The 18,838-nt window shown below is 40.2% G+C and carries 9 protein-coding genes; all 9 read left to right on the forward strand.

Annotation, left to right across the window (positions count from 1 at the left end):
* The first annotated feature begins 20 nt into the window (after positions 1-20).
* The 9 genes from prc (at position 21) to N523_RS0112100 (ending at position 18,780) form a co-directional block, all read left to right on the forward strand.
* Positions 21-2,045, forward strand: coding sequence for a carboxy terminal-processing peptidase (gene prc / locus N523_RS0112065; protein WP_028835173.1), 2,025 nt, complete (start codon positions 21-23; stop codon positions 2,043-2,045).
* Between the two features lie 159 nt (positions 2,046-2,204).
* A complete protein-coding gene (nhaC, locus tag N523_RS0112070) occupies positions 2,205-3,689 on the forward strand; it encodes a Na+/H+ antiporter NhaC (protein ID WP_016900378.1) in 1,485 nt (494 codons plus the stop codon).
* A gap of 50 nt (positions 3,690-3,739) precedes the next feature.
* The gene (pepN, locus tag N523_RS0112075) at positions 3,740-6,334 is read left to right on the forward strand and encodes an aminopeptidase N (RefSeq protein ID WP_028835175.1); all 2,595 of its coding nucleotides are present in this window, start codon (positions 3,740-3,742) and stop codon (positions 6,332-6,334) included.
* Between the two features lie 3 nt (positions 6,335-6,337).
* Positions 6,338-6,559 carry a DUF2835 family protein gene (locus tag N523_RS19370; RefSeq protein ID WP_016900377.1) on the forward strand — a complete coding sequence of 74 codons (222 nt, stop codon included), beginning with the start codon at positions 6,338-6,340 and terminating at the stop codon, positions 6,557-6,559.
* Positions 6,560-6,812: 253 nt separating this feature from the next.
* Entirely contained in the window at positions 6,813-8,909 is a 2,097-nt protein-coding gene (locus N523_RS0112080) for a DUF1302 domain-containing protein (RefSeq protein WP_028835176.1), read from the forward strand.
* Between the two features lie 13 nt (positions 8,910-8,922).
* Complete coding sequence (locus N523_RS0112085; protein ID WP_028835177.1) at positions 8,923-10,287, forward strand: DUF1329 domain-containing protein; 1,365 nt, start codon at positions 8,923-8,925, stop codon at positions 10,285-10,287.
* Positions 10,288-10,411: 124 nt separating this feature from the next.
* Positions 10,412-11,407 carry a WD40/YVTN/BNR-like repeat-containing protein gene (locus N523_RS0112090; RefSeq protein ID WP_028835178.1) on the forward strand — a complete coding sequence of 332 codons (996 nt, stop codon included), beginning with the start codon at positions 10,412-10,414 and terminating at the stop codon, positions 11,405-11,407.
* Positions 11,407-13,728: an efflux RND transporter permease subunit gene (locus N523_RS0112095; RefSeq protein WP_028835179.1), complete on the forward strand. Its 2,322-nt coding sequence runs from the start codon at positions 11,407-11,409 to the stop codon at positions 13,726-13,728. The genes N523_RS0112090 and N523_RS0112095 overlap by 1 nt, the downstream gene beginning before the upstream one ends.
* A gap of 210 nt (positions 13,729-13,938) precedes the next feature.
* Positions 13,939-18,780, forward strand: a complete 4,842-nt coding sequence (locus N523_RS0112100) for an NAD-glutamate dehydrogenase (RefSeq protein ID WP_028835180.1) — start codon at positions 13,939-13,941, stop codon at positions 18,778-18,780.
* Positions 18,781-18,838: the final 58 nt, after the last annotated feature.

The raw sequence follows: 18,838 nt of genomic DNA on the forward strand, positions 1-18,838 counted from the left end.
AAAAAATTAAGGAGTTGTGTATGAGTAAAAAGTTTACGCTCATTCCGTTAGTTGCTGCGCTGTTTTCAGGTTCGTTATTTGCTGCAGTAGAACCGGTAACATTAGAAGACTTACCCTTGTTAAAACAAGAAAGTCAGCACGGTACAGCCAGCAAACGAGTGGCTAATCTATTTACTCGTTCACATTACACACCCGTTCGATTTAATGATGAGCTTTCGAGTAAAGTATTTGATCGTTACATCGAATCCCTTGATTTTAATAAAAGCGTGTTTTTAAAAAGCGATGTAGACTCATTTGAGCAATATCGTAACCGTTTTGATAACGCGCTTCTTAGCGGCCAGTTAGGGTTTACGTTTGATATTTTCAACTTAAGCCTTAAACGCCGTTTTGAACGTTATGAATTTTCACTGTCGCTACTTGAAAACGAAATGACGTTTGACGAAGAAGATGAATATTTTTATGACCGCGAAGATTCACCGTGGGCAACTACCCAAGCTGAGCTTGATGAAATTTGGCGCGAACGGGTAAAATATGATGCACTGCGTTTAAAAATGACTGGCAAAGATTGGCCAGGCATTAAAGAGGTGTTGACTAAGCGCTATAAAAACGCAGAAAAACGCCTTGTTCAGTCAAAATCTGAAGACGCATTTCAAATTGTAATGAACTCGCTAGCACGCAGTATTGAAGCGCATACTTCATACTTGTCACCTCGTCGTGCTGAACAATTTAAAATGGACATGGACTTAGAGCTTGAGGGGATTGGCGCAGTATTAACGCCCGATGAAGACTACACAGTTATTCGTAGTCTAGTTCCAGGAGGCCCTGCGGACAAATCTGAGCAGATTAAAGCCGATGATCGCATTATTGGTGTGGCTCAAGAGGGCGAAGAGTTTGTTGATGTTATTGGTTGGCGTTTAGATGACGTGGTTGATCTTATAAAAGGTCCTAAAGGCACTAAAGTACGTTTACAATATTTAAAGGGTGCTGATGCTCACGGTACGCCAAAGGTAGTTGAGATTACCCGTGATAAAATTCGTCTGGAAGACCGAGCAGCAAAATCAGAAGTATTTGAAGCCAGCTATTCGGATCTAACCAGTAAGATTGGAGTAATTGAAATCCCTGGTTTTTACAACAACCTTTCTAAAGATGTAAAAGTAGAACTTGCTAAATTAAAAGAGCAAAAAGTTGACGGTATTATTATAGACCTACGTCAAAATGGCGGTGGTTCGCTATATGAAGCGACGCAATTGTCAGGCTTGTTTTTTGATCAAGGCCCAGTGGTACAAATTCATACATTAAATAATCGCATTGAAGAGCAAAAAGACCGTGATGGCATTACCTATTACGATGGCCCACTGACGGTACTTGTTGATAGATACAGTGCGTCTGCATCTGAAATATTTGCAGCGGCAATGCAAGACTATGGCCGCGCAGTTATCATAGGTGAACAAACCTTTGGTAAAGGCACTGTGCAGCAGCATAAAGGCCTCGCACGCGCTTATGATTTATACGATAACCCGCTAGGCAGTGTGCAATACACCATTGCTAAGTTTTACCGTATTAACGGCGGCAGTACGCAGCATAAAGGTGTGATCCCAGATATTACGTTCCCATCTGCCATTGACCCAGCTGAGTGGGGCGAAAGCAAACAAGACAATGCATTGCCATGGGATAGCATAGTAAAAGCACAGTATAAACAAATAGGGCGTTTAGATCCGGTCATCAGTCACCTTGAAAAACAACATGATGAGCGAATTAAAACAGAGCCTGAATTTAATTATGTGTTTGAAGATATTACCCGTTACAACGAAGAAAAAGATCGTAAAACGATTTCTTTAGTTGAGAAAAAACGTATTAAAGAAAAAGAAGAAAATGAGGCACGTGCATTAGCTCGTACTAACGAGCGTTTAAAACGTTTAGGTAAAGAGCCAGTAGAAAACCTTGACGATGTACCAGAGGTGATTGAAAAGCTCGACCCATTCCTTGAAGAAGCGGCACTAATAACGCAAGATTATATTAGATACGGTCGTATGGCTAAGCGCTAATTAAGGCTTTGCTCGTTAAAAAAAAAGGCGCTTAGGCGCCTTTTTTACTATCGATAATTTGCTAAATTGTTATAATCGCGGATTACCAAAAGTTGAGCTAGATCAACACTGCTCAATAAATGCGCGTACGTGCTAATAAAAATAATCAACATGCATCGAATGTGTGTAGGAGTCTATATTTTGAAGCCCATTGAAGAAAAACCACTTAAAAGTGCCACACTTTTTGATGCACTCATTCCAATTGCTGTATTAATTTGTTTGTTAGGTGCCGCCGTGTACTTATTTGGCGATGATTCATCATCAGGCCCGAATCAAATTGCATTACTGTTTGCAACTTTTGCTGCAGCACTGATTGGTTTAAAAAATGGCTACACATGGAAAAAATTAGAAGATGCAATGATTGAGGGAATTACCTTATCTCTTAGCGCTATTTTAATTTTACTCATGGTGGGGGCACTTATCGGAACATGGTTATTATCAGGAACGGTTCCGACCTTAATTTATTACGGCTTACAAATTATCAACCCTAGCTGGTTTTACGCCGCGAGTTGTTTAATTTGTGGCATTGTAGCAATGAGTATTGGTAGTTCGTGGACCACGGCAGCGACCATAGGTGTCGCATTACTTGGCGTTGCTTCTGGACTTGGCCTAGAGCCGACAGTTACCGCCGGTGCAGTTATATCAGGCGCTTACTTTGGCGACAAGCTTAGCCCATTGTCAGAAACAACCAATTTAGCACCGGCTGTTGCTGGTGCTGATTTATTTGAACACATTCACCATATGTTATGGACAACTGTTCCAAGCTTTGTGATTGCATTAATCATTTTTGTATTTATGGGCTTCAATGCCACCGCGGCAGGCGAGTCGGGTCAAATTGATGAAATAACATCAATTCTTCAACAAAACTTTAATATTGGTTTAGAAATGTTGGTGCCTTTAATCGTGTTACTAGTTTTAGCAATAAGAAAAATGCCAGCGTTTCCGGCTATTTCTATTGGTGCTGTAATAGGGGCTGTATGGGCATTGTTATTTCAATCTGATTTAATTGCTAACCAAATAGATATGACTCAAGGTGAGTTTGTTGGTTACTTTAAACTGGTTTGGACCACCTTTTTTGACGGTTTTACTATTAGTACCGGTGATGAAAAAATGGACTCTTTGCTCAGTGGCGGTGGCATGTCAGGCATGCTAACAACCACATGGTTGATCATGACGGCACTTATGTTTGGTGCGATTATGGAAAAAACGGGTCTACTTGATATATTTGTTAAAAGTATTCTTAAAATCGCAAAAAGTACCGGTTCATTAATTGCTTCAACTATTGCTACCTGTATTGGTACCAATATTATCGCAGCCGATCAGTATATTGCTATTGTTGTACCCGGGCGTATGTTTAAAGAAGAATATAAAAAGCGCGGGTTAAAGCCGGTTAATTTGTCACGCACACTAGAAGATGGTGGCACAATTACCAGCCCGCTCATACCATGGAATACCTGTGGTGCGTATATGCAAAGTGTCCTATTAATCAATCCGTTTGATTATGCACTTTATGCATTTTTCAACCTTATAAATCCTTTCTTAGCCGTTATTTATGCTTACTTAGGTATTAAGATACTGCGTATCAAGCCTAAGCAAACGGCTTAATTTAAGTAGCTCCTTTTATCACTAAAAGGGGCTATTTTTTTGGAGTGATCATGACTGAACTACAAAAACCTCAAGCAGAATATTTAAAAGACTATAAAGCCCCCGATTTTTCAATCGAGCATACTGAGCTGACTTTCGACTTACAGCCATTAACGACTCAAGTAAATGCTTTATTAACGCTTAAACGCGTGGGTGATTCAAATGCGCCTCTGGTATTAGATGGTATTGACTTAACTTTGATCTCTTTATCGATTGACGGTGCAGAGCTCACAGATTATAAAATTATAAATCAGCAATTAATCATTAATAATCTGCCTGATGAATGTCAGTTAAGCATAGTGACGCAAACTTCACCGCAAACAAACACATCACTTGAGGGATTGTACTTATCGGGAGGCGCTTATTGTACTCAATGTGAAGCGCAAGGGTTTAGAAAAATAACCTACTACATGGATCGTCCTGATGTACTTTCAACTTTTGATGTCACTATTATTGCCGATACGGCATTTCCGCATTTGCTCTCTAATGGTAACCAAGTGGACAGTGGTGAAACGCAAGATGGACGCCATTTTGTAAAATGGCAAGATCCGTTCAAAAAGCCGAGTTATTTGTTTGCTCTAGTGGCAGGGGACTTTGATGTTTTACACGATAAATACACTACCCGCAGTGGTAAGGATGTCACCCTAGCGTTATTTGTCGATAAAGGAAACTTACCTAAAACAGAGCATGCTATGACGTCGCTTAAAAAAGCGATGGCTTGGGATGAGTCACGTTTTAATTTAGAGTATGACCTTGATATTTATATGATTGTTGCCGTTGATTTCTTCAATATGGGAGCAATGGAAAATAAAGGGTTAAACATTTTCAACAGCAAATGCGTGCTGGCAAATCAAGAAACGGCAACCGATAAAGATTACCACACCATTGAGTCTATTGTTGGCCACGAGTACTTTCATAACTGGACCGGAAATCGTGTAACTTGTCGTGATTGGTTTCAGCTGTCTTTAAAAGAAGGTTTAACGGTATTTAGAGATCAAGAGTTTAGCAGTGATTTAGGCTCTCGTGCGCTAAATAGAATTGACGCGGTAAAAGTGATGCGCACTCATCAATTTAGCGAAGATGCCGGCCCAATGGCACACCCAATACGCCCAGAAAAAGTCATCGAAATGAATAACTTTTACACCGTTACAGTGTATGACAAAGGGGCTGAAGTTATTCGTATGATGCATACATTGTTGGGTGAGGAAAATTTTCAAAAAGGCATGACACTGTATTTTCAGCGTCATGATGGCCAAGCGGTTACCTGCGATGATTTTGTTGCGGCAATGAGTGATGCATCATCAATTGATTTATCACAATTTAAGCGTTGGTATAATCAGTGTGGGACACCACGTTTAAACGTTACCAAAGCGTATGATGAAAGTGCACAAATCTTCACGCTCACTATAGAGCAACTTGCGCCCCTGAATCAGCCTGATAATGCGATGTTACATATTCCTTTTGCGATTGAACTTTTAGATCAGCAAGGCCTTGGTATTGCATTGCAATACCAAGGTAAAAAGGTTGATAGCGTATTAAATGTTACTCAAGCTAAACAAACATTTCATTTTGATAATATTGAACACAGTCCAACCGCCGTATTGCTAGAAGATTTTTCAGCACCGTGTATTTTGAATCAACAGATCACTGAAGCTGATTTATTACATATTATGCGTTTTGCACGCAGTGACTTTTCACGCTGGGATGCACAACAACAATTGTTTATTAATGCACTCAAGGCAAACGTTATTTCAGCTAGTAATGCACCACTAAGCGATGCCGTTATTGATGCACTTAGGGTGCTAATATCGCAACGAGAGGGTGATTTAGCGCTGATTGCTGAACTCTTAAAACTGCCTAGTTTTGATACTTTAGCTGCGGAGTTTGACGTTATTCCGGTTGATGACATTATTGCCAATATTGAGCTATTCGAACAACAAATTGCCAAACAACTACATACTGAGTTTTTAAGTTGTTATCAGGCAATCACCGATGATGGTAGTGTGAGTGCCAAAGCGGTGGCTATTCGCGCTTTAAAACAACTTTGCTTGCACTATTTAGCAAAAACAGATAGTGCTGAGGCGGCAAGCTTAATTGAGCAGGCAGCAGCATCAACAAATATGACTAATGTGCTTGGCGCTTTGAGCAGTGTAGTTAAAGCTGCGCACCCATTATCAAATCAATTACTTGCGCATTTTGACAGCCAATGGCGCCATGATGTGCTAGTAATGGATAAATGGTTTGCTTTACAAGCAATGAATAGCGCTGATGATGCCATTGAGAAAATTAAGGCCTTGTATACACATCCATGTTTTGATTTTTCAAATCCGAATCGAGTTCGTGCATTAGTGGGGAGTTTTTCGCACTTTAATACCGCACAATTTCATCGCTTAGATGGTCAAGGTTATACATTACTTGGCGATTTATTAATTAAGCTTAATGCGATTAACCCGCAAAATGCATCACGTATGTTAACGCCGTTTATGTCATGGCGCCGCTATGATGAAACCCGTGCCAGTGCAATGAAAGCGCAATTAGAGCGCCTTTCGAATTTAGAAGGTTTAAGCGATGATTTATTTGAAAAGGTTGAAAAAGCTTTACAATAAATCATGATAGAACATTATTTTTATATAAATTTGAGCTATAACGAGTGCATGGATTATTACCATGGCCGGTATAGCTCAATTCAAGTAACAGCTGATAGCGGCAAAACAATTCGTTTTGCTGCGCATTATCTTCGGCCCTTCATGTCTAGTTTAGGTATTCGTGGTCGGTTTAGACTTATTTTAAGTAATGAAAACAAGTTCATCCGTCTCGAACGAGTAGCCTAGCTGTTGTTTTTTGTGATATAGATATACACAAATATTGCCTTTTTGTTAATTTCGATTTGTTCTATTGTTAATTTACGTGTATAAATTATCTGGTATGACGTCTTACCAATACGTAAACGTTAAACAAATAAAAAACTTATAACTGATTGAAGGCGACCATTTGTAATTTGTTTAATTCGCTTCTATCGTTACGATTACACTAAAAACAATAACTTGATCACACAAAAAATACCCGCGACAGGGGGGAACCAAAATGATAAGAAGATCGCTTTTTGTTAAAAATAAAATAGTACTCGGCTTAACAGCTGCGGCTATCGGTTTATCAGCAGCACAGACACAGGCTGCAACATTTGAGGTAGGCGGTTTTGATATCGCTTTCGACTCTACTTTTTCTTATGGGCAAAGTATTCGCGTAGAAGACCGTGACTTTAACCTCATTGGTAAAAGTAATAACCCATCATTTGATTGGACAGGTTATAACCCAGCAATCAATACAATTTATTCATCTCAAGATGTCTGGGCTCAACCGGGCTCTTACTCAAATAATGGTGATGCAGGCGATTTAAACTTTGATAGCGGCGAAACTTTTTCAAAGCTATTAAAAGGCACGCATGACCTATCAATAAGTAAAGATAACTACGGCTTATTTACTCGTTTTATGTATTTTTATGATTTTGAATTAATGGACGGCGATCGTGCCTACGTTAATCCAACATCTGGTCAGGGTGTAGATCCGTGTGATGATGATGATACTAAAGAGCAAAGCTGTGCTGACATTCGTTTACTTGATGCGTATGTGTGGGCAAACTTTGATTTAAATGAAGGCAAAAACCCGCTTTCTATTCGAGTTGGTCAACAAGTGGTTAACTGGGGGGAAAGTACATTAATCTCTCATGGTATTAACGTAAACCCGGTTGATATTGACCGATTAAAAGCACCTGGTGCTGAACTAAAAGAAGCGTTTATTCCGGTTGGTATGTTGTGGGCCTCATTAGGGCTTACAGAAAACATGACCTTAGAGGGCTTTTATCAGTATCAATGGCATGAAACACGTTTACCTGCAGCAGGGACTTATTTTTCTACCAATGATTTTGCGGCTGAAAACGGTTATCAACAAAATGTACAGCTTGGTTTCACCTCAAACCCTGATATTGACTTAGCGTTTTTAACAGATAACTTGAATAACCTGATGGCAACTTATGGCCAAGTGGCTGCGAGCCAAGGTATTGACCCTTCAAGTGCAGCTGGACAACAATTACTGGCCAATATGTACTTAGCGTACCCAACTAAGGTTGCCCTTAAAGGTAAAGGCTATGATGGAAAAACCGAACCTGATGATGGCGGTCAATATGGTCTGCGCTTAGGTATGTTTTTGCCAGAGTGGAACGATACAGAAGTGGCACTTTATCATGTAAATTATCACAGCCGTCGTCCACTTATTTCGGGCCGCGTATCTAATTTCACGCAAGCATCATTGCAACAAGATTTAGCGATGATTGCCACCACTGAAATTACCTCTGATAACGTCTCTGACTTAAAAGCATTTGCTAAAGCGACAAACGAATACCCTGAAGATATTAAACTATATGGTTTGAGTTTTAATACCTCGCTGGGTGAAACCGCGTTTGCAGGTGAATTCACTTTCCGTGAAGACGAACCACTACAAATCGATGACGTAGAATTACTTTATGCAGCTATGCCTGAGCAATTAGCGATTGCCGGCTTACGCCCTGAATTTGCGGGTATTTCGCAAATGAGTAAAGGTGATGCTGCAAGTGTTGTAGGTCCAGGCGAGCTGGCTAAAGGTTACATTGAACGTAATACTTCACAGCTACAGTTTACGGCAACGCATTTATTCGGCCCTTCATTAGGTGCTGATAGCTGGGCAGTTGTCGGTGAAATTGGTGGTGTTCGCATCAACAATATGCCTGAATACGATGAAATGCGTTTAAATGTTTCTGGTACTGGTCGAAGCGGTATTATGCAAGGCCCAGGTAGTTCAGACTATTCTGCATTGCATATGGCTTTATCAAATGGTCCTGAGCAAAAATCGTTTGCTACGGCGTCGTCTTGGGGTTATCGCTTAATTGCCAAAGGTGATTACTTTAATATTTACAATGGTATTAACTTTTCACCTCGTTTTGTGTTCTCGCATGATGTTAATGGTAATACGCCTGATCCAATGTTCTTATTCATTGAAGATCGTAAGTCACTAGGTGCTACTATGAGCTTTAATTACCAAAATGCATGGTCTTTAGATGTAAGTTACAACTCATTTTGGGGTGGTGGCGACACCAACACTTTCTCTGACCGAGATTACGTTTCTTTTAACTTAAAATATTCTATCTAGGGGTAACATTATTATGATTAAAAAACCTACCCTCATTGCTACAGCGTTTTGTAGTTTGTTTGCAAGTCACGCAGCACTGGCTAAAATTAGTCCAGAAGAAGCTGCGCGTCTAGGTAAAGACCTAAGCCCAATTGGGGCAGAAAAAGCAGCTAATGCAGATGGTTCAATCCCAGCGTGGAACGGCGGTATTACTGCTGCACCAGCAGGTTATGAGCCGGGTATGCACCACTTAGACCCTTACGCAACTGATGAAGTATTGTTTACTATAGATAAAAGCAATATTGATAAGTACAAAGAAAATTTAAGCCCAGGGCAAATAGCATTACTTGAAGCGTACCCAGATACGTTTAAAATGCCTATTTACAAAACACGTCGTTCAGCGTCATACCCACAGTTTGTATACGATGCGACAAAGAAATTTGCTACTACAGCTGAATTAGTTGAAGGCGGTAACGGCATTAAGAACACAGCAATTGGTATTCCATTTCCAATTCCTAAAACAGGTTTAGAAGCAATTTGGAACCATTTACTTCGCTATCGTGGTCAATCAATTGAGCGCTTCGGTGGTCAAGCAGCGCCAACGGCATCGGGATCGTACAACTATGTTGGCTTTGATGAGCAACTATTAGTTAAATATTCTGATCCAAATGCAACGCCTGCTGAGCTGCAAGACTCTAATATTTTGTTTAAGTTTAAACAGCAAGTGACAGAGCCAGCACGTTTGGCAGGTACGGCATTGTTAGTACATGAAACCATGGATCAAATATTAACACCACGTCAAGCGTGGACGTATAATTCAGGTCAGCGTCGTGTTCGTCGTGCACCTAATGTAGCGTATGATGCTCCGGGTACAGCAGCAGATAGCTTACGTACAACCGATGATTTTGACATGTTTAACGGCTCGCCAAATCGTTATAACTGGACGCTAAAAGGCAAGCAAGAGCTTTACATCCCATACAATAGCTACAAGCTTCATAGTGATAAGCTAACCTATGATGATATTTTAAAGCCGGGCCACATCAACCCAGAGCATACACGTTATGAAAAACACCGTGTTTGGGTTGTTGAAGCAAACTTAAAAGATGACACGCGCCATATTTATAAAAAACGTGTGTTCTACATTGATGAAGACAGCTGGCAAGTACATGTTACCGATATATACGATAATCGCGACCAACTGTATCGTGTAGCAATGGCTTATGGCCTTAACTACTACGAAGTACCGACTCAGTGGAGTACGCTTGAGGTTTACCACGACCTTAACTCACGTCGCTACTTAGCCATTGGTTTAGATAACCAAGAAAAGATGTATGATTTTTCTCAGTCATTTAATGATAATGAGTTCACATCGAGCGCTTTACGTCGCGCTGGCAGATAGTATAAAAGCAGGCACCTAGTTTCCTAGGTGCCTTTTTTCTTTCACATCGCGTTTGTCTATTAACGCACAGGTTTTCCTCTTTATAACAGACAAACAAATCCTCAGTTCAAGGCGAATTTAATTTATGAAGTATTTGGTTTATGCCAGCCTGATCCTAAGCGGTGCGAGTTTTGCACAAGACGCACCTTTAAGTGCGATTAGCGCGATTAATGCAGATAAAACACTCCTTACCGATATCACACAAACCTCAGCAGGGCTTATTGCTGTGGGTAAACACGGTACGGTAATTAAAAGTGTTGATGGTAACAATTGGCAACAAGCACAATCAGTGCCTACACAAGTATTATTAACGGCGGTTGAATTTACTAATGATTCTCACGGCTGGGCATGTGGACATGACGCCACAATTATAAATACCACCGACGGTGGTGAAAACTGGCAGTTACAACAAGCAAAGCCCTCACTTGATAAACCCTGTTTAGATATTTATTTTAAAGACGATTTACATGGTTATGCCGTGGGCGCCTACGGTATGTTTTATCAAACCAGTGATGGCGGCGAACATTGGCAAAAACGGTTTTTAGATTCACTGTTATTTAGTGAAGATAGAGCGTACTTAAACGATTTAAAAGAAACCGATCCCGAAGGGTATGAAATAGAAACTTCGTCTATTTTGCCACATTTTAACCGCATAGAACCGACTAGCACGGGTTTAATGCTAGTGGGAGAGATGGGCTTAATGGCAAAAAGTGATGACGATGGCCAAACTTGGCAACGGATAGATGAAATTTACCCTGGCTCGTTTTTTGGTTTTGCTTCTGATTCATCGCAACAAATCGTCGCGGGGCTACGCGGTAATATTTTCGTAAATAAAACCGACAGTGGACAATGGCAGCATTTAGAAAATGACAAAACCGCCACTATTAACAGCATTATCAACTACAACAATAAACAATGGCTATTACTGGCTAATAGCGGTGTTATTTTTCATCTAAAAGATGATGAGCTGTCATACGAGCAATTGGCCGATGGTAAGGCAATACTTGATGGTGTAATTGTTAAAGATAGACTTATTATGGCGACAGAAAATGGCATTAAAGTGAAGGAGTTGACCCCTTAATGCAAGCAATTTTAGATTTCTTAGAAAAAGCGATTTTTAGGCACCGCACAGTAGTACTCATAAGTTTTGTGCTAATTACCTGTTTGTTGGTTTTTAAAGCAACACAGATTCAACTTGATGCGTCATTTAATAAAAATATTCCGCTCAATCATGAATACATGAAGGTATACACTAAACATGAGAAACAGTTTGGTGGTGCAAATAGTATTTTAATTTCCGTATGTGACGACAGCGGAGATATTTTCAATCCTGAATTTTTTACCCAATTAAAAGCAGTGCACGATCAGCTTTATTTTATTCCTGGGGTAAATCGTCCTTTAGTAAATTCTATCTTTTCACCCAGTGCCCGTTTTGTTGAAGTTGTTGAAGACGGCTTTGCTGGTGGCCCTATCATTCCAGCTAACTTTAAAGCAGACAAGCAAGGGTTAGGCGTTGTAAAAGAAAACATTGAAAAGGCAAAAGTAGTTGGTCGTATGATAGCAAGCGATTATTCGTGTGCCATGGTCACCGCCCAACTGTTAGAGACTGATCCGCAAACACAAGAAAAATTAGACACCCTTGCGTTTGCAAAAAAATTAGAAACCGAAATTCGTGAACCTTTAAGTACTGATAATATCAGTATTCATATTATCGGTTTTGCAAAAATGGCTGGCGATATCGCTGAAGGTGCAAAAGGGGTTGTTTTATTTTTTGCCATCGCGATTGCGTTTACATTCGTCATGGTATGGCTATTTTGTGGCAGCTTGAAACTCACTATTTTACCAATTGTGTGTTCTATTATTGCCGTTATTTGGCAGTTAGGCTTATTGTCTAGTTTAGGCTTTGGCCTTGATCCTATGTCAATTTTAGTTCCCTTTTTAGTCTTTGCAATTGGTGTAAGCCACGGTGTGCAGATGATCAACGCCATTGGTAAAAAAGTCACTGAGGGCAAAGCGACCGCCGTGTGTTGTCAATCTAGCTTTAGAGCTTTGCTGGTACCAGGTGGGATTGCGTTGTTATCAGATACGGTTGGCTTTTTAACACTTTTAACCATAGATATCGGCATCATTCGTGAACTGGCTATTACAGCAAGTTTAGGGGTGGCTGTTATTATATTTACTAACCTTATTTTATTGCCTGTATGGGCATCGTATATGCGTTTTGAAAACAGCATCCATATTCAATCGGGTGATGCCAACAAACCGAATATACTCGATGCAATGCGCGATTTATTAGTTAAAGCAACCGACCCTAAAACAGCAAAAATGATCATAGGTTTCACCTTGGTTTTATTTGCATTAGGTTATTGGCAAGCAGATAAAATGCGAATCGGTGATTTACACGCGGGTGCGCCATCGTTGCACCAAGATGCACGTTACAACCAAGATACCTTTTTAATATCGGACAAATACACCATTTCGTCTGATATTTTAAAAGTGATTGTGGAAGCATACCCTGCGGCCTGTACAGAGCATGATGTAATGGAACGTATATCGCGTTTTCAATATAAAGTTGAAAACTTAGCAGGTGTGCAGTCAGCGGTGAGCTTAAGTTCAGTGGCACAATCAGTCAATGCCGGGTACAACGAGGGCAATTTAAAGTGGCAAAGTTTGCCGCGCAATTCTGCCAGTTTAGTGCAATCAACGTCACGTGTAGAAACCAGTACAGGGTTATTAAACGGTGATTGCTCGGTAATGCCGGTGATTATATTTTTAGACGATCACAAAGCACAAACAATTGATAACGTGATTGCAAAAGTAAAACAATTTGCTGATGAAGAGGGCACAGATAAACTTGCCTTTAAATTAGCGTCAGGGCCAGTTGGTGTTATGGCTGCAACGAATGAGTCTGTTTCAGCAGCGCAAATACCTATGATGTTGTATGTATACGGTGCGGTTATTATTTTATGCTTACTTAGTTTTAAGAGTGTAAAAGCAACAATTGCGGTGGTATTACCCTTGTACATAGTATCAACCCTTGCACAAGCACTGATGGTACAGCTTGAGATTGGTCTGACTGTTTCAACGTTGCCAGTGATTGCTCTGGGTGTAGGTATTGGTGTTGATTACGGTATTTATATTTTGTCATCGATGATGGGGCAGTTAAAACAAAACGTACCATTGAGTATTGCTTATCGTAATGCATTAGTTGAACGTGGTAGTGCGGTGTTATTTACCGGTATTACATTAGCGATTGGTGTAAGTACGTGGATTTTTTCTGATTTGAAGTTCCAAGTTGATATGGGAATTCTGCTTACCTTCATGTTTTTAGTAAATATGTTGGGCGCAGTGTTACTTTTACCTGCAATTGGCAGCTTGCTCTGGACTGACCAGAAAAAATAAGGTGAATAAATTTGCTCCAAAATGGCCAGTAATGGCCATTTATATCTATATTTTGTGAATAGATGACCAAATAGCTGAAATGCTTAAAATGTTTTCATCGAAAAGGCTGTTTATTAGTTTCAAAAGGGTTAGAATTTAACTGACTCCACGCTAATAAATGGCTGTACAAATACTCTGCTAAACTAGCAGTGATAGATTAAGGAACATACAATGACACGAAATGAAGGCCAAGCCTCGGTTATTTTAGATAACGTCTGTAAGCTTATCCAGAAAAAAGTTCGCGCTGATAATGTGTTACTCGTTGAGAAATTCGCCAAAGCCTTGTACAGCAATATGTCTAAAGAGGATTTGGCAAATCGCAACGACAGTGACTTATATGGTGCTGCACTTAGCCTTTGGAATTCGCTAGAAAAAAATACATCAGATGACGCAGTTATTCGCGTTTTCAACCCTGAAGTGGCAAAAGATGGCTGGCAGTCATCGCATACCATTGTAGAGATCATTGCTAAAGATATGCCATTTTTAGTTGACTCTGTGCGTATGGCCATGACACGAGAAAACATTGCCTCTCACTTACTTCTACATAGCCCACTGAAAATTCAACGTGATAAAAACGATAAAATATCAGGGTTATCAAGCTTAAAAGCAGAGCAAGAATCAACATCAACAAAAACAGTATTCTTCATAGAAATTGACCGTCAAACAGATGCTACTGTTATTGAGTCTTTCAAAAAAGAACTTGAATCTGTACTCGTTGATGTATCGGTTGCGGTTGAAGATTGGCAGCCTATTCGCGAAAAACTAATCGCAGTTAGCAAAAGCTTACCTAAAAGCCACAAAGATAAAAATGATAACGAAATAAATGAAACCGTTGAGTTCTTAGATTGGCTAGTAAAAGACAACTTTACATTAATGGGTTACCGCCAATATGAGCTCTCGCCAGTCCAAGGTGATTATCAATTAAAAGGTAAAATGGATACCAGCTTAGGGTTAATGAAAAACTCGGATGCTGAGCATACTCGTTTGCTTTCTGAGTTACCTGAAGTGGCTCGTCAAGAAGCGCGTAGTAGCAACTTATTAATTTTAACGAAAACCAATTCATTATCTCGAGTTCATCGCCCAGCCTATATTGATTATGTGGGTGTTAAGCGTTTTGATGACAAAGGTAATGTGATTGGTGAAGACCGTTTTATAGGTTTATTCTCATCTAACTTTTATAATAACAGCGCTGCTGATGTCCCGGTTCTTAAAAGCAAGATTAATCGCATTATGGATATGTGTGATTTTGCTAAGGGTACACATGCATACAAAGCGGTATTAAATATCTTAGAAACCTACCCACGTGACGAATTAGTGCAAGCTCGCGAACATGAGCTACTTGAAGTTGCTATGGGCGTGTTACAAATTCAAGAACGCGATATGTGTCGTTTATTTGTTCGCAAAGATGCATACGGTCGCTTCCTATCTTGTATGGTGTATGTACCACGTGAACGTTATAACACGGCGCTGCGCCGCGAAACGCAGGCTATTTTAGCGAATGCATTTAATTCTGACGTTAAAGTCGAATTTACTACCTATTTCTCAGAGTCAACACTGGCGCGTACTCATTACACCGTTCGTGTGACCGATAACAATATTGAATATAACGTGAAAGACATAGAAAATAATCTAATTGAAGCCGCTCGTACCTGGGAAGATAAACTCCAATCAGCCTTACTGGAATCTGCTGGTGAAGCACGTGGTAACGAATTAAACCGTAAATACTGCAACGCTTTTGCACGTTCATACAAAGAAGAAGTACTACCAAGTGCCGCTGTTGTTGATATTGAAAAGCTAGAAATGCTAAACGATGACAACAAACTTGAGATGTTGTTTTATCGTCCACAAGAAGAGGCGAGCAGCAATATTGTTCGTTTAAGCTTATTCCACAAAGATGAGCCAATTCACTTATCAGATGTGATGCCAATGCTGGAAAACTTTGGTTTACGTGTTGTAGGTGAAACACCTTACTCAGTTAAAACCAGTGATGGTGGCATTAATTGGATCATGGACTTCTCAATGCTGATTGATAGCAAAGGGATGGCCGATTTTGATAAAATTTCCGCACGTTTTCGTGCCGCACTAACCAGTGTGTGGGCAAATCGTTTAGAAAACGATGGTTTTAACCGTTTAGTGTTAATGGGTGGGTTAACCGGTCGCGAAGCATCAATTTTACGTGCGTACGCTAAATACATGCGCCAAATTGGGGTTACTTTCTCGCAAACGTACATCGAAAGCACCTTTGCTAATTACCCACACATCGCGGCTAAAATCGTTAATTTATTTGCTAAAAAATTCTCAGTTAAAAGTCCTGCAAGTGCTAAAACACTTGAAAAACTAGGCTTAGAAATTTATGCAGAGTTAGAAAACGTAGCGAATCTTGATGATGACCGTATTATCCGTTTATACGTTGATATGATTGTTGCAACGCTGCGTACAAACTACTTCCAAAAAGATGGTGAAGGTAAGTTTAAGTCATATATTTCACTTAAAATTCAACCAAGTTTAATTCCAGAAGTACCACTGCCTGTTCCTGCGTTTGAGATTTTCGTTTACTCGCCGCGTGTTGAAGGTGTGCATCTACGCTTTGGTAAAGTTGCGCGAGGCGGCCTTCGTTGGTCAGACCGTCGTGAAGACTTCCGTACTGAAGTTTTGGGCTTGGTAAAAGCGCAGCAGGTTAAAAATACCGTAATTGTACCGGTTGGTTCAAAAGGTGGCTTTGTATGTAAACAACTACCTAGTGAGCGCGAAGCGTTTATCAAAGAAGGCCAAGAATGTTACAAAATCTTCATTCGTGGCTTATTAGATATCACAGATAATATTGAGCGCGGCGAAGTTGTACCTGCTGTTGATGTTACTCGTCATGATGAAGACGATGCGTACCTAGTGGTTGCAGCGGACAAAGGAACTGCGACTTTCTCTGATATCGCGAACGGTATCGCAATCGAATATAACTTCTGGCTGGGTGATGCGTTTGCATCAGGTGGTTCAGTAGGTTACGACCATAAGAAAATGGGTATTACTGCGCGTGGTGCATGGGAGTCTGTTAAGCGTCATTTCCGTGAAATGGATATTAACTGTCAAACCACAGACTTTACTGCCGTTGCCATTGGTGACATGGCCGGTGATGTATTTGGTAATGGTATGTTGTTATCAAAGCACATTCGTTTGCAAGTGGCGTTTAACCACTTACATATTTTTGTGGATCCAAACCCTGATGCAGCTGCTTCTTACCCAGAGCGCGAGCGTTTATTTAATTTGCCACGTTCATCATGGGAAGATTACAACAAAGAGTTAATTTCAAGCGGCGGTGGTGTGTTCTCTCGTGCAGCCAAGTCGATTACGCTAAGCCCAGAAATGAAAAAAATGTTGGGCACTAAAAAAGCCAGCATGACGCCTAATGAATTGATCAAAGCCTCACTTATGATGGAGTTCGATTTATTGTGGAATGGCGGTATTGGTACATACATTAAGCACTCTAAAGAAACAGATGCGGATGTAGGGGACCGTGCAAACGATGCACTACGCATTAATGGTAAAGACCTTGGCGCTAAAGTCTTTGGCGAAGGCGGTAACTTAGGGGCAACCCAGTTAGGTCGTATTGAATTTGCTGCTAAAGGTGGCCGTGTAAATACTGATTTTATCGATAACGTAGGCGGTGTTGCGTGTTCAGATAACGAAGTAAACATTAAAATCTTACTTAATGGTTTAGTTGCCGAAGGTGATTTAACACGTAAGCAACGTGATGAGTTACTTTACTCAATGACCGACGAAGTATCTGAATTAGTGCTTAAAGACTGTTATCGTCAAACACACACTTTATCGATTACCCAATCGAAAGGGACCTCAACGCTTAAAGAAAAAATTCGTTTTATTCATGCGCTTGAAAAAGAGGGCAAGTTAGACCGTGCGATTGAATTTATTCCGACGGATGAGGAGTTAGCAGAGCGTGCTGCCGCAGGCAGAGATTTAACACGTCCTGAGCTTTCAGTGTTGGTCTCTTATGCGAAAATGGTTCTTAAAGAGTCATTAGTAACCGACGAAATTACCGAAAACCCTTACTATCGTCAGTTATTGGTTAAATCATTCCCACGTCCATTACGTGAGAAGTTTAACGATGCTATGAATAATCACCCACTACGCAAAGAGATCATTGCCACTAAGTTAGCAAATAATATTGTTAACGATATGGGCTTAAACTTTATGGTGCGTATGAATGAAGAAACAGGTGCAAACGAAGCTGAGATTGCATTATGTTATTCAATCGCAAGTGAAATATTCCAAATGCGTGACACTTGGTTATCAATTAGTGACTTAGATAACAAGATACCGTCTAACGTACAAACAGAAATGTTGTACCAGTTACGTCGTACTGTTCGTCGTGCAACTCGTTGGTTCTTACGTCACCGTACGAAAGCACAAACAATTGAGCAATCAATTGAAGCATTTGCACCAACATTTGCCGATTTAAGTGAAAACTTAAATAAATACATTGTTAAAGCAGAAAGCGATCGTATAGAAAGTGCACGTGAAGAACTAACGCAAAGCGGTGTTCCGGTTGAGATTGCTCAGCGTATTGTATCGTTATCAAGCTTGTTCTCTGTAATGGACTTGACACAAATTGCGCAAAACTCTAATCGTAAAATCGATATGGTATCGCACACTTACTTCAAACTTGGTGCGCAAATGGGGCTACATTGGTTCTTAGACCAAATTACTAATCAACCTGTTTCAAACCATTGGCAAGCACTTGCTCGTGCTTCATATCGTGAAGAGTTAGATTGGCAACAACGTACATTATCTGAAGTAGTGTTAAACAGCTTTGAAGGTGATAGTAGTGATGTTGATGGCCAAATTGAACAGTGGATGGATAGCCAAGATCTGTTGTTACAGCGCTGGAAACAAATGCTCACTGAATTTAAAACATCGCAAAGTCATGACTTTGCAAAATTCTCAGTTGCACTGAGAGAGCTTATGTTACTAGGCCACAACTGTGATACCTCTGCAAAGTAATAAACTGCAACTGATTAAAATTAATCGTTAAACAGTTTTTTGTTATATAATACCTCAG

This window comes from Pseudoalteromonas sp. 23_GOM-1509m, from assembly GCF_000518425.1.
Lineage (GTDB): Bacteria > Pseudomonadota > Gammaproteobacteria > Enterobacterales > Alteromonadaceae > Pseudoalteromonas > Pseudoalteromonas tetraodonis.

Excerpts from the sequence above, each read along its gene's own strand:
- prc (WP_028835173.1), top strand. The coding sequence starts at position 21 with ATGAGTAAAAAGTTTACGCTCATTCCGTTAGTTGCTGCGCTGTTTTCA.
- nhaC (WP_016900378.1), top strand. The coding sequence starts at position 2,205 with ATGTGTGTAGGAGTCTATATTTTGAAGCCCATTGAAGAAAAACCACTT.
- pepN (WP_028835175.1), top strand. The coding sequence starts at position 3,740 with ATGACTGAACTACAAAAACCTCAAGCAGAATATTTAAAAGACTATAAA.
- N523_RS19370 (WP_016900377.1), top strand. The coding sequence starts at position 6,338 with ATGATAGAACATTATTTTTATATAAATTTGAGCTATAACGAGTGCATG.
- N523_RS0112080 (WP_028835176.1), top strand. The coding sequence starts at position 6,813 with ATGATAAGAAGATCGCTTTTTGTTAAAAATAAAATAGTACTCGGCTTA.
- N523_RS0112085 (WP_028835177.1), top strand. The coding sequence starts at position 8,923 with ATGATTAAAAAACCTACCCTCATTGCTACAGCGTTTTGTAGTTTGTTT.
- N523_RS0112090 (WP_028835178.1), top strand. The coding sequence starts at position 10,412 with ATGAAGTATTTGGTTTATGCCAGCCTGATCCTAAGCGGTGCGAGTTTT.
- N523_RS0112095 (WP_028835179.1), top strand. The coding sequence starts at position 11,407 with ATGCAAGCAATTTTAGATTTCTTAGAAAAAGCGATTTTTAGGCACCGC.
- N523_RS0112100 (WP_028835180.1), top strand. The coding sequence starts at position 13,939 with ATGACACGAAATGAAGGCCAAGCCTCGGTTATTTTAGATAACGTCTGT.